Origin of the sequence: Candidatus Electronema sp. JC, assembly GCF_048287365.2 — a bacterium.
Lineage (GTDB): Bacteria > Desulfobacterota > Desulfobulbia > Desulfobulbales > Desulfobulbaceae > Electronema.
This window is the reverse complement of sequence record NZ_JBLWEM020000037.1, coordinates 1-13,877: the sequence shown is the minus strand read 5'-3', so window position 1 is coordinate 13,877 and position 13,877 is coordinate 1. Positions and strand designations below refer to the sequence as shown.

Annotated in this window: 9 protein-coding genes; all 9 read left to right on the top strand. The window is 61.2% G+C overall.

Annotated elements, in window-relative coordinates:
* A partial coding sequence (locus ACNKH3_RS05945; protein WP_420208589.1) for a hypothetical protein occupies positions 1–1,012 on the top strand: 1,012 nt, incomplete at its 5' end.
* 96 nt (positions 1,013–1,108) lie between these two features.
* Complete coding sequence (locus ACNKH3_RS05940; protein ID WP_420208588.1) at positions 1,109–1,807, top strand: DUF1554 domain-containing protein; 699 nt, start codon at positions 1,109–1,111, stop codon at positions 1,805–1,807.
* A gap of 256 nt (positions 1,808–2,063) precedes the next feature.
* The gene (gene arsB, locus ACNKH3_RS05935; RefSeq protein ID WP_420208587.1) at positions 2,064–3,116 is read left to right on the top strand and encodes an ACR3 family arsenite efflux transporter; all 1,053 of its coding nucleotides are present in this window, start codon (positions 2,064–2,066) and stop codon (positions 3,114–3,116) included.
* A 153-nt stretch (positions 3,117–3,269) separates the two neighbouring features.
* Entirely contained in the window at positions 3,270–4,883 is a 1,614-nt protein-coding gene (locus ACNKH3_RS05930) for a CehA/McbA family metallohydrolase (protein WP_420208586.1), read from the top strand.
* Between the two features lie 168 nt (positions 4,884–5,051).
* Complete coding sequence (locus tag ACNKH3_RS05925) at positions 5,052–6,788, top strand: GNAT family N-acyltransferase (RefSeq protein WP_420208585.1); 1,737 nt, start codon at positions 5,052–5,054, stop codon at positions 6,786–6,788.
* Between the two features lie 175 nt (positions 6,789–6,963).
* Positions 6,964–7,836 (top strand): YitT family protein, encoded by an 873-nt coding sequence (locus tag ACNKH3_RS05920; protein WP_420208584.1) that lies wholly within the window; start codon positions 6,964–6,966, stop codon positions 7,834–7,836.
* Between the two features lie 6 nt (positions 7,837–7,842).
* On the top strand, positions 7,843–8,994 hold the full coding sequence (locus ACNKH3_RS05915) for an iron-containing alcohol dehydrogenase (RefSeq protein ID WP_420208583.1): 1,152 nt from the start codon (positions 7,843–7,845) through the stop codon (positions 8,992–8,994).
* A 212-nt stretch (positions 8,995–9,206) separates the two neighbouring features.
* A complete protein-coding gene (glgB, locus tag ACNKH3_RS05910) occupies positions 9,207–11,138 on the top strand; it encodes a 1,4-alpha-glucan branching protein GlgB (RefSeq protein WP_420208582.1) in 1,932 nt (643 codons plus the stop codon).
* Between the two features lie 69 nt (positions 11,139–11,207).
* A partial coding sequence (locus tag ACNKH3_RS05905; RefSeq protein ID WP_420208581.1) for a hypothetical protein occupies positions 11,208–13,877 on the top strand: 2,670 nt, incomplete at its 3' end.

The following is a 13,877-nucleotide window of genomic DNA, read 5'->3' as shown; positions in this document are numbered from 1 at the left end:
TGTGGCGCGCAACACCAACGGCAGCGACGTTCTGGCTGCCCGGATTGCCCTGAAACACCCCTCTCTGGACGAAGAGACCATCAAAACAACCATCACCGCCTTGATTGAGGAGATACGCATTGACCTGATCAACGGCGACCAATCGTCTTTGGACAACGCCATCACCTTCCGCCTTTCCCTGACCGGACGGCTGGATTCCCCGGATGCGCCCCTGCCGCCAGCCGAGGAATCGGTGGCGGCACGGGCCATATTCTCCCGTGCCTTGACCGAGGATGTGCAGCGCAACGTCCGCTTCGAGCGGCTGCCGTTCGAGGAAAAACTGCCGGTCATCGCTCAGGCCGAAGACACGGTTTTTGGCCTGAGCGATGTCCTCAATCCGAGCGGCGCACTGCGTCTCAGCGGCAGCGATCTTTCCTTCACGCAGGGTGCGGCGGATGAAGGCTGTGTGATCGAAGGCACCCGCAGCGGACGGACGGCGCAGAGCCGCTTTGTCTCCGTCTCGGACACCGCAATCACCCTGCTGCCGGACATCCCAGCCCAGAACGACCCGTGGAACAACGAGTATCTGCTCTTTATCGCCACGCATTACACCGAAAACGGCACTCTGCGCACCGGCATCTACCGCCGCAAGCTGCGCACCCCGCTGACCGTGACCAAGCTGGGTCATCCCAATCCGCCGGAAGTCGGCATTCTCACGGACAAGGCCGCGTCGCCGTATGTCACTGTCACCGGCGGCAGCTTGAGCGCGGACGAGACGGTGCGCATTCAGGTCATCCTCGACCTGCACGCGGGCAGCCTCGCCTTCAACTTGCTCGACATGAGCGAGGGCGGCAAGGCAGGCGCGGCGGTGACGGTGCTCGCCAACGGCGCATACGTGCTGCCGGGCTTTGCCAATTCTGCCCTCAGCAGCCTGAATGTCACAGTGAACAACTTCGCCGATCTGGTGAAGATGATCAGGAGCGGGTATAGTGGGCGGCTGGTGGATGTGCTGATGGTGAAGATGGGATCATAGAGAACATCTCGTCTGGACAAAACAAAGCTGATGGATAAACATGATGTGCTTTTGTAACGTGCCGCACATCACAAATAATCAACCAAGGTGGAACAGATGACAAAAGTGAAACTGGTGCTCTGCGCAGCAATGCTGATGATGTCCACAGACAATGCTCTATCTGGAATGATGGTTGTGCCTATCCCCCGCACTGTACCCAATATGACGTGCCCAGCTGGCGAGTATGTCTACGGATTCTCCGCAGGTGAAGCTCTATGCACCAACTGGCAGCCGCGCGTGGTTTTCGTGACTTCAAGTACTGTCACAGGTGCCATAGGTGGTCTCGCAGCTGCTGATGTTATATGTCAGAATGAGGCGAGCGCAGCTAACCTGAAGGGCACCTATATCGCCTTCTTGAGTGATTCTGTCAGCCCAGGTAGCACAATCAGCCAGATTAACAAGAACCCTCCGACGTTGAAATATGTGCGTCCTGACGGCACGACTGTCGCCAACAGCACCGCTGAATTTCTCTCAGCCAGCCATCTGGCACCGATTAATCTCACGGCTGGCGGCAGTGCTGTCACCGGCGATACGCGGGTTTGGACGGGTTACATCAATAACAACGGAGCAATAACATCACAGCAATCCCCAAGCACTAATTGCACTAATTGGACTGATGCAACACCATATACAGCCGGGGGAGCTAATGGAGTTGCGACGAAGACCGATGCAGGGTGGTTTAACGATTATGGCACGTATTGCACCGAATATCATCACTTGTACTGTGTTCAGGTGCAGACAGGAACCGTGCGTTGACAGCAGCTTGAGCGTCCTGGCAACGACTATGCCGCCCTGCTATATATGCCATGCTATATACATGATGCTGAATTATTACTGCGAGCGGCTGGTGGATGTGCTGGTGATGAATACCAATTAGACCTTCTGCGCCAGCCGCAACATAAGCGGGGGCGGAAGGTCTCGCCCTTGCGTGCATCGCAGCGAGAAGACATAGCTCAACTGCGAAATTCTTACTCCTCTTATGCAAGAGATTCAATACAACAGGAGACCAGCGATGAACCAGGCAGCACGCAAGGAGCTATCCTTCCTCGACCGCTATCTGACCCTGTGGATCTTCACCGCGATGGGCATCGGAGTCGGCCTCGGCTTCCTCTTCCCCAAGGCGGTGGCCTCCCTGAACCAGGCGGTCTCTGTCGGCACAACCAACATCCCGATTGCCATAGGTCTGATCCTGATGATGTACCCGCCCTTGGCCAAGGTGCGCTACGAGGAGCTGGGCGACGTGTTCCGCGACTGGAAGGTGCTCGGCCTGTCGCTCATCCAGAACTGGCTCATCGGCCCGGCGCTGATGTTCCTCCTCGCTGTCATCTTCCTGCGCGACTATCCCGACTACATGACCGGCCTCATCCTGATCGGCCTGGCCCGCTGCATTGCCATGGTCATTGTCTGGAATGAGCTGGCCGAGGGCGACAACGAGTACGCCGCCGGGCTGGTGGCCTTCAACAGCGTGTTCCAAGTCTTCTTCTACAGCGCCTACGCCTGGGTCTTCATCACCGTGCTGCCGCCTTGGTTCGGCCTGAGCGGCAGCGTGGTGGCGGTCAGCATCGGCGAGATCGCCCAGAGCGTGTTCATCTACTTGGGCATCCCCTTCCTCGCAGGCTTCCTCACCCGCTTCTTCTTAGTCAAGGCCAAGGGCAAGGACTGGTACCACAGCGTCTTTGTGCCGCGCATCAGCCCGCTGACCCTCATCGCCCTGCTCTTCACCATCGTGGTCATGTTCTCGCTCAAGGGCGAGGTGATCGTCTCGCTGCCGCTGGATGTGCTGCGCATCGCTGTGCCGCTGCTGATCTACTTCCTGATCATGTTCTTTGTCTCCTTTTTCATGGGGCGCATGGCTGGCGCAGATTACGGCAAGACCGTCACCCTGGCCTTCACTGCCGCCAGCAACAACTTTGAGCTGGCCATAGCCGTGGCTGTGGCGGTCTTCGGCCTCAATTCAGGCGCAGCCTTTGCCGCAGTCATCGGCCCGCTGATTGAAGTGCCGGTGATGATCGCGCTGGTCAATGCGGCCTTCTGGCTGCGGAAGCGGATGTTTGGCGGCAGCTGAGGGATTGGGCATGGTCTCGGCGGCGCTGTTTTTTGCTGATGCTCGTCCCTCGCGAAAAACTCACGCAACGCTCATCAAATCCTGCTGTTTCCTTTTTAGATTGAGGGCCGCTGCAATCAGGCAGCCTTCAATCTTCACGGAGAGGAACGAGCGATGCAAAAGAGCTACAGCAAACTGGGGATGTTCATCCTCGCAGGTGTCGGCGCATGTCTTGCCGCTGACCCGGCAGCAGCCTACAACGTTTATTACGGCCATCTGCACAACCACTCCAATGTCTCGGACGGCACAGGCACGCCTGCCCAAGCCTACGCTTATGCGCGGGACACTGCCGGACTGGACTTCTTCAGTCTGGCTGATCACGCCGAGCAGATCAGCTCCACCGAGTGGACCACCACGAAGAGCACGGCGGACGCATACAATGACGACGGCAGCTTTGTCGCCCTGTGGGGCTTTGAGTGGTCGCACAGCACTTACGGCCACGTCACCGTGATCGGCACCAGCGACTACTGCACATCGTCTGATTCGGCGACCAACACTTTCTCAGAGCTGGTGACGTGGCTCAACGCCCGCAGCAGCAGCATGGCCTTCTTCAACCATCCGGGCCGCCAGGACAGCACTGGTGTGGAGTTCAACCATTTTGCCACCACGCCTTCAGACAAGTTCGTGGGCATGGAGCTGTTCAACAAGGCCGACGACTTCGACACCTACTATTACAACGACGGCTACTACACCAACGACGGCAGCAAGAGCTTCTTTGACGAGGCCATTTCTCGTGGTTGGGACATCGGCGCGGCTGGCGGCGACGACAACCACAGCGGCACGTGGGGCACAGCCACCGACTACCGTCTGGCCGTGCTGGCCACCGCCAAGACCCGCGCCGCGATCACGGAGGCCATGCAGGCCCGCCGCATGTTCTCCACGCTGGACAAGAACCTGACCCTCTCCTTCACCCTGAGCAGCGCGGAAATGGGTTCAGTGCTGGATCCCGGCACCCACGCCCTGCGCATTGAGGCCAATGACGGCAACAACGAGGTCTTCTCCACCGTGCAGCTGATCAAGAATGGCGCGGTGGCGCAGACGTGGAATCCCAACCAGGCGCACCCGATCATCACCGGCAGCGTGACCGCCGCCGCAGGCGACTACTATTATGTGAAGGTCACGCAGCAGGACGGCGACGAGGCTATCTCATCGCCCATCTCCATGACCGGCGAGGCTGGCGGCGGCAGCACCACAGTTTCCGCGCGGGTGGCAACGGGCAGCGACGATGCCGAGCAGCGGCAGACCGGCGGCGTGGTGACGCTGAACAGCTCTGATCTGGAGCTGGTCTATGACTCCTCCACCACCGGCAATCAGTACGTGGGGATGCGCTTCGCCAACCTCGGCATTCCGCAGGGCGCGACCATCACCAACGCCTACATCCAGTTCACCGTGGATGAGACCAACTCCGGCACGACCAGCCTGACCATCAAAGGCCAAGCTGCCGACAATGCGGCCACCTTCACTACAGCCTTGAACAACATCAGCAGCCGTCCGACAACCACGGCTTCTGTAACTTGGGCGCCAGTGGCTTGGAGCACCGTTGGCCAGGCAGGCGCAGGGCAGCAGACCCCTGACCTGAAGGACATCGTGCAGGAGATCGTCAACCGCAGCGGCTGGTCAGCCAACAACGGCATGGCCATCATCATCACCGGCACCGGCGAGCGCACCGCTGAGGCGTATGAAGGCTCCTCCACCAAAGCGGCGCAGTTAGTTGTGACCTACGAGTAAGAGCGGCTGCAAGCTGCTGTCCGGCAGAAGCGCGTCCTGCTGCTTCTGCCGGTTTTTGCATTCAAGCGCATCTCACACCTGACCATAACGCAATCGTAACAGGCGCAGGGTATCCTCTCTTCTGGACGGAACCAAGACAAACTCCGCAGAGCAATGAGAGGTGCGCCCATGTTCACCGTTGAGCAAGTGCTGTCCGACCATTATCCGGCTGTGCAGAACAGCCCCTTCCTCGGCCCGGCAGTGCGACCTGTGCTCCGCCGCCTGCTGCGCGAGGACGACTTCACCGCCTTCGCCGCCCGGTATCCCCACCTCAAAGGCATGGATTTCGTCGAGCAGGCCTTGGAGCATTTCGCCTTCAGCTACACGGTCTCGCAGCGCGAGCGGGAGAACATCCCGCCCTGCGGCAGGGTGGTGATCATCGCCAACCATCCCATCGGCTCGCTCGACGGCCTTGCCCTGCTCAAGCTGATTCACGAGGTGCGCTCCGATGTCCGCATTGTCGCCAACAGCCTGCTGTCCCAGATCAGGCCGCTGGGGCCGTGCCTGCTGACGGTCAACAACATGGGCGGCACGTCGTCCACCAAGGAGCAGCTTGGCCTGATCAGCGCGGCCCTGCTGCATGAGGAGGCGGTAATTGTCTTCCCGGCAGGCGAGGTCTCGCGCTTCAGCCTGAGCGGCATCAAGGACGGCAAGTGGCGCAAGGGCTTCCTGAAGATCGCTGAAAAGGCCAAGGCCCCGATCCTGCCTGTTCATGTGGACGGCAGGAACTCGGTCAGCTTCTACGCCGCCTCGGCCCTGTGGAAGCCGCTCTCCACCGCCCTGCTGGTGCAGGAGATGTTCCGCCAGCAGAAGCGGCGGCTGAAGTTCACTGTCGGCGAGATCATCCCGTATTCAGTCTGCCGCAGCCTGCCCTTGGCCGCCGAGAAGAAGGTCAAGCTCATCAGGAAGCACCTCTACCGCATCGGCAAGGGCAAAGCACCGCTGCTGCGGACAGAAAGTGCCGTCGCCCTGCCGGAACGCCGCAGCGACCTGAAGAAGTGTCTGAAGGAAGCGGAGCTGCTCGGCAAGACCCCGGACGGCAAGCTGATCTTCCTCTGCGCCGGGCAGGAGTCCTCGCCGCTGCTGCGGGAGATTGGCCGCCTGCGCGAGACCGCGTTCCGGGCCGTGGAGGAGGGCACCGGCAGGCGGCGGGACATTGACCGCTTCGACAGCTATTACCAGCACCTTGTTCTCTGGGATGAGAACGACTTGGAGATAGTCGGTGCCTACCGCTTCACGGATGCGGCCAGCGTCATCGCCGGACGCGGACTGGAAGGACTCTACACCCACAGCCTCTTTGATTTCGGCCAGGAGCACCGCTGGTTCCTTGACTCCGGTCTGGAGCTGGGGCGGAGCTTTGTCCAGCCTCGCTACTGGGGCAAGCGCAGCCTGGATTATCTCTGGTACGGCATCGGCGCGTTCTTGGCCAAGAATCCGCAGTTCCGACACCTCTTCGGCCCGGTCTCCATCAGCAGTGCCATGCCGCAGACCGCCAAAGACCTGCTGATCTACTTCTACCAGCTCCACTACGGCGGCGGGCTGCAATGCTCGCGCACTCCCTTTGTCTTTGCCAGCCCGCAGACAGTGCTGGCGCAGGAGTTCAGCGGCAAGGACTGCGCCGAGGATTTCAAACGCCTGAAGCATCTGCTCCAGAACATGGGCGTGAGCGTTCCGCCCCTGTACAAGCAGTACGCCGCCCTCTGCGAGCCGGGCGGAGTCCGCTTCTTGGACTTCAACGTGGATGCCGAATTCAGCAGCTGCGTGGACGGCCTTGTAGTGGTTGACCTCGCCCGCCTCACTGAGCAGAAGCGCAGGCGGTATATTGAGGGCGAGCTGCTGGCTTCCTCTTCCCCAAGGACATCCTGATTGCTGTCGGCCTGATCCTGATGACGCGCCGGCCCTTGGTCATGTTCTGCATGGCCGGGGCAGACTGCGGCAATCTTCTGGCTGCGGCAGAGCATGTTTTGAGGACAAAGCTGGCCAAAGAGCGCGGCCTGTGGTAGGCTGAAGGCATTCCAAGAACAACAGCCTCAGCATTCTTATGACCAGCAGCCCCAAGCCTCTCTTTGATTCCCCTCGGCAGGTGATCACCGACCTCCTCCTGCTCTGCGTCGGCAGCAGCATCTGCGCCACAGCCACCAACGGCATCCTCATTCCGCAGCACTTCGCCACCGGCGGCATCACCGGCATCGCCCTGATTCTCCACAAGCTGACCAGCCTGGATGTCGGCGTGATCTACCTGCTGCTCAACGTGCCGCTCTTCGCCTTGGCGTGGATGGCGGTGGGACGGCGGTTCTTCGTCTTCAGCATCGCCGGGACAATGACGCTGACCTTGGCCCTGACCTTTGTCAACTTCATTGACTTCAAACTGGAGGACCCTATCCTGAACGCCCTGCTGGCCGGGCTGCTGCTCGGCGGCGGCGCGGGCCTCTGCCTGCGCACCGCCGGCTCGCAGGGCGGCACGGACATCCTCTCGGTGATGCTGCTGAAACGTTTCTCAATCGGCATCGGCACCACCATCCTGACAACGAATGTCGTTGTCCTGCTGCTCATTTCCGTGTACTACTCTGTTGAGGCGCTGCTGCACACCATGATCGTGGTCTATGTCACCTCCAAGGTGGTCAGCATCGTCGTCACCGGCCTCAGCCAGCGCAAGTCGGTCTTCATCATCTCAGCGAAGTGGCAGGAGATCTCGGATGAAATCCTCAAGGACATCCGGCGCGGCGTGACCATCGTCAAAGGCACGGGCGGCTACAAGCGCACCGAAGAGCATATTCTGTACGCGGTGATCGCCTTCACGGAAATAGGCGAGCTGAAGCGGATCGTCCGCAAACACGACCCAGCCGCCTTTGTTGTCATCAGCGACACGCTGGAAGTCATGAACTATCGGATCGGCAATCAGCCGCATTGGTGAACCATCATGCAAAACTTCATCTTCCACAATCCGACCAAGATCATCTTCGGACGCGGCACTGTGCCGCAGATCGGCCCGGAAACAGCCGCCCTTGGCTGCCGCCGCGCTCTGCTCATTTATGGCCGCGAGAACGTCAAAAAGAGCGGCCTGCACGGGCAGGTCACAGCCGCGCTGGCTCAGGCGGGCGTGGCCGTGATTGAGCATGGCGGAGTCAGCTCAAACCCGCTGCTCTCGCATGTGCGGGAGGGCATCGCCAAGGCGCGGGCGCAGCAGGCGGATGTGATCGTCGCGGTGGGCGGCGGCTCGGTGATCGACACGGCCAAGGCAGTGGCCGCAGGCGTTCCTGCGGACGGCGATGTCTGGGACTTCTTCACCTATAAACAGGAGGTCAAGGCTGCGCTGCCCATCACTGCGGTGCTGACGCTGGCCGCCACGGGTTCGGAGATGAACGCGGGCACGGTGATCACCAATGAGGCGACGCAGGAGAAGTTCGCCTGCACGCACCGCCTGCTCTATCCCAAGACTTCCATCCTCGACCCGGAGCTGACCTTCACTGTGCCGCCCGACTACACCGCCTACGGAGCAGCGGACGCGATAGCCCATGTGCTGGAGTTCTACATGACCACCACGGACGAGGACGCGCCGGTGCAGATGGACTTCATGGAGGGTCTGATCCGCAATGCCATGCGCTCCTGCGAACGCTGCCTGGCGGATCCGCGCGATTACGGCGGCCGCGCCGCCCTGATGTGGACAGCCACCTTGGCCCTCAACGGCCTGACCGGAGCCGGGCTGGGCCGCACCGCCTTTCCCATGCACATGATTGAGCATTCTCTCAGTGCATTGTACAATGTGCCGCACGGGGCAGGATTGGCTGTGGTTGTGCCTGCTTGGCTGCGCTGGCGGCTGCCGCAGTCCGAAGCCCGCATTGCCCGTCTTGGCCAAGAGATCTTCGGCCTTGCAGCGGATGCCGAGCAGACCGTGCTGCGCCTGCGCGGCTGGCTCAGCAGCGTTGGCTGCCCGGTCACGCTGGCCGAGCTGAAGATCCCAGAGGCCGACATTCCCCGCATCGCCGCCAACGCCCATGCCTTGGCCCGCATCTGGCGGTTAGACAACTATTCGCAGGCGGACATCGAGGCCGTGCTGCGCCTGTGCCGGTGAAAGATGCGGCCTGCCGCAGAAAAAGCATGACAACGGCTTTAATCCACGGTACAAAAAGAAAACATCCGCCGCAGGGGCAGGGCGGAAAAGCAGTTGCAAGCCTTGCCGGAACAGCTATACTGTCCCCTGTTTTCTGAAATAATCAATTTATCGGCGGCAGTTCAGCGGCTTTGCCGCTCTGGACAGCCGCTGTCAGCCTGAAGGTCTGTCAGATGAGCGCGCAAACTGTATCTTTCCCCGGCCAGCCTGTTCCTGCAAGCTGGCTCAGTGACTTTGACAAATATCTGATCGGCGAAGGCACGCACGAGCGGGCCTACGAGAAATTAGGCGCGCACCTTGTCACCTTTGACGGCCAAGCCGGCATAGCCTTTGCTGTCTGGGCACCCAACGCCCGCGCTGTCAGCCTTATCGGCGACTTCAACGGCTGGGACGGTCAGCAGCACCCGATGCACTCCAGCGACTCCGGCATCTGGAGCCTTTTCGTGCCGGGACTGAAGGAGCACACGGTCTATAAATACCGCATCACCACGCAGCGGGACGAGCAGTTTGACAAGTCCGACCCCTACGGCTTCGCGATGGAGCTGCGGCCTGCCACCGGCTCGGTGGCTGTGCAGCTTGACAGCTACCAGTGGCAGGATGCCGACTGGATCGCCAGCCGGGCGCAGCGGCAGTCGCTCAACAGCCCGATTTCCATTTACGAGGCGCATCTCGGCTCGTGGCGGCGCAAGCCTGACGAGAAATACGGCAGCCGCTGGCTGACCTACCGCGAGCTGGCCGACGAGCTGATCCCTTACGTCAAAGAGCTGGGCTTCACGCATATTGAGCTGCTGCCCATTGCCGAGTATCCCTTTGACGGCTCATGGGGCTATCAGGTGCTGGGCTTCTTCGCTCCGACCAGCCGATTTGGCACGCCGCAGGACTTCATGTATTTCGTTGACCAGTGCCATCAGAACGGCATCGGCGTGATCCTCGACTGGGTGCCCGCGCATTTCCCCAAGGACGGCGCGGGCCTCAATTACTTCGACGGCACGCATCTCTACGCCCACGCCGATCCGCGCCAAGGCGAGCATCAGGACTGGGGCACGATGATCTTCAATTACGGGCGGAACGAGGTGCGTTCTTTTCTCATCTCCAACGCCCTGTTCTGGATTGACAAGTACCATATTGACGGCCTGCGCGTAGACGCGGTGGCCTCTATGCTCTACCTTGATTACTCGCGCAAAGAAGGCGAGTGGCTGCCCAACGAGCACGGCGGCAGGGAGAATCTGGCCGCCATCAGCTTCCTGCGCAAGGCCAACGAGGTGCTGCATGGTCTTTTCCCCGGCGTGCTGACCATTGCCGAGGAGTCCACCTCATGGCCCATGGTCTCGCGGCCGACATGGCTGGGCGGGCTTGGCTTCAGCCTCAAATGGAACATGGGCTGGATGCACGACACGCTTTCCTACATGAGCCACGAACCGATTCATCGCAAGTTCCATCACCACGAGATGACCTTCGGAATGCTCTACGCCTTCCACGAAAACTTCATCCTGCCGCTCTCGCACGACGAAGTGGTGCATGGCAAGTCCGCGCTGGCTAGCAAAATGCCCGGCGACGACTGGCAGAAGTTCGCCAATCTCCGCGCCTATCTTGGCTTCATGTGGACATACTCCGGCAAAAAACTGCTGTTTATGGGCTGCGAGTTCGGCCAGTGGCAGGAGTGGAACCACGACACCGGCTTGGAATGGCGCGCCTTGGAGGCGGCAAATCATCAGGGAATGCAGTGTTTTGTCCGCGACCTGAACAGGATATATAAAGAAGAGCCTGCCCTGCATGAGAACGACTACGACTGGCAGGGCTTCTCGTGGATCAACGCCAATGACTCGGACAACTCGGTCTTCTCCTTCATCCGCCGGGCCAAGGACAGCGGCGACGCGCTGCTGGCGGTCTGCAACTTCACCCCGATAGTCCGGGAGAACTACCGCATCGGCGCGCCCCAAGGCGGCCAGTGGCGCGAGCTGCTCAACAGCGATCTTGAATGCTACTGGGGCAGCGGCATCAGCAACGGCGCAGTCAGCGCATTGCCGGAACCGGCTTTCGGCTTCGAGCACAGCTTGGAGCTGACCCTGCCGCCGCTTTCTGTCCTGATCCTGAAGCCCGCCTGAGGGCCTTTCCAGCTCTCCGCCGCCTGACCTGACCTGCTCACACAATAAACGCAACTGAGGGATTCTGATATGAAATCAAAAGGCACCGCTCTTCTCATTGCCGCCGGCATTCTGGCCTATATTTCCTTGGCAAGCTATCACAGCCATCTCAAGAACAGGTCTGCTGACGCGGCTGATCATGGGCCGCAGCAGCTTGTGCAGCACCAGAAGCCTGCCGAAGCGAAACCAGCTGCCCCTGCGGCGGACAGCCCGGCAGAGGAGGCGCGGCGGCTGCGCAAGGAGCTGGAGTCGTCGCGGGCGCTGCTGCAAAAGGAGCTGGCGCAGCAGCGTCAGCTCAAAGGCGAGCTGGAGCGGCAGGCAAAACGCGCCCAGGCTGCCGCCGCCCAGCATGAGGCGCAGGTTGAGGCTCTCGGCGCGCGGCTGGACCGGACTGCCGCCGCTTTGGAGCGGGAGCGGGCTGCGGTGGAGGCGCTCACGCAGGATGAGAACTCAGCCAGCAGTCAGCTGCTGGAGAGACTGAAGCGGAGCGAGGACAAGCTCGACCTTGCGCAGGCTTCCATCACCGATCTGGAGCAGGAGAAACGCAATTTAACAGCGGAACTGGAGCAGGCGCAGGAGGAGCTGGCGCTCATGCAGGACCGCACGTCAGAGCTGGAACTGGCCAAGGCGGATCTGACTGCCGAGCTGGAAGCGGTGCAGGCAGAATACGAGGCGTCTCTGGCAGCGGCGGACGAGCAGGCGGGCAAGGCCGAAGAGCTGCTGCTGGCCCGGCAGCAGCTGGAAGAAACGCAGCAGGAGCTGACCCTCGTGCGAAGCGGCGCGGCGGAGCAGGAGCAGGCCCGGCAGGCTTTGACAGATGAGCTGAGCACAGCCCGCGCCGCGCAGGAGCGGCAGCAGGCTGAAACTGCCAATCACCTCGGCGAGCTGGCCCGCCGGGCGGAACGGGCGGAGGCCGATCTGGCGGCGGCGCAGGAGGAGGCTGCCGCTTTGGAGGAGGCCCAGCGCAAGGCCGAGCTGAAAGCGGAGGCTCTGCTGCATTACGGCAAGGAGCAGGAGGAGAAACTTTTTCCGGCGGCGGAGCAGCTGGCCGAGCTGGAAAGTCAGATCGCTGTGCAGCAGGAGCAGCTGGCTGCGGCGAGGCAGCAGGTTGAGCAGCAGCAGCGGCAAGCTGCTGCCGCGCAGAAGGAAATTGAGCGTTTTGCCGCTGACCGCGCCAGGCTGGCTGAGGAAACAAGCAAGACAGCCGCCCAACTGGCAGCCAAAGAAGCCGAGCTGGCCAAGTTGAAAACAGTTCAGAAGGAGCTGGAGCAGACTGCCGCTGAACGGGCCAAACTTGCTGATGAGGCGAAAAAAATGACTGCCCTGCTGGCCGCCAAAGAGGCTGAGCTGGCCAAGCTGAAGACAGTTCAGAAGGAGCTGGGGCAGACCGCCGCTGAACGCGCCAAGCTGGCTGACGAGGCGAAAAAGCTGACCGCCCAGCTGGCCGCCAAAGAGGCCGAGCTGGCTCAAGTGAACGGCAAGGCGCAGACTGCTCAGGCCAGAGTCATGGAGTTGCAGACCGCCTTGCAGAAGAGCGAGGTGGCCAAAGCAGCGGCGGAGAAAAATGCGGCGGCGGTCAATCAGGAATACGGCGGCAAGCAGGCTTTGCTGGACGAGCAGCAGGGCAAGCTCGACAATCAGCAGGCCATGCTGGTGGAAAGCGCCGCCCGGATTGCCGCGCTGGAGCAGGAGCTGAAAGCCGCGCAGCTCAAAGCTGAGGCCATGCTCCAGTACGGCAGGCAGAAGGAGCAGCAGTATGCGCCGTCGGAGGAGCGGATCGCCGCGCTGCAAGGCCAGCTTGACGAGAAGCAGGCGCAGCTTGAGGCGGCGCAGCAGCAGCTTGCTGAGAATGAGGCCAATGGCAAAGAGCTGGTCACGCAGCTCGCCGGGCTGACCGAGGCGAAAACTGTGCAGGAGCAGGAGGCGCAGCAGCTCGCCAAGCAGCTGGAGGAAAAGACTGCCGCTGCCGCCGGGCTGGAGCAGCAGCTTGCCGAGATCAAGACCGCGCTGGCCAAGGCGGAGGAGTCTCTGGCAGCGACTTCCGCCAAGGAAAAAGAGCTGGAGCAGGGTTTGAGCGGCAAGGGCGAGGAGTTGACAGTGCTTCAGGCTGAGAATGAGAAGCTGCAAGCCGAAGTCGCCGACAAGAGCAAGCAGGCTGAGGAATTGAACAGCCAGCTTGCCGCGCTCGCGGCGGAAAAAGAAAAAGCGGCGGGCGAACTGACAGCGGCGCAGGAGCAGCAGGCGGCCACAGCGAAAGAGCTGGAGGCGAAGACTGCCGCACTGGCTGAAGCCGCCAAAACCGCTGAAGAGGCGGGCGGCAAGCTCGCTGAACTCCAAGCCAAGGCCGCAGAAACGGAAAAAGAGCTGACCGCGCTCCGCGAAAAGGCGGCGGCGCAGGAAAGCCAGCTGGCAGAGCTGCAAACGATTCAGGAAAAAGTGCAGGCGGCGCAGGAGCAGGTTGCCACATTGGAAGCCGAAGTGGCCAACAAAAAGACCTTGCAGGATAATTTGACAGCGGCGCAAAACAGGCTGACCGCCTTGGAAGGCGAACTGGCGGCAGCTCAGGCGCAGGCGGCGGAGCTGGCCCAGCTCAAGGAGAAGTCTGCCGGACTGGAGGCGCAGATAGCTGACTTGCAGGCCGGAGCGGAACAGCTCAAGGCCGCGCAGGACAAGGCCGCCGCTTTGGAGGCCGAACTGAAG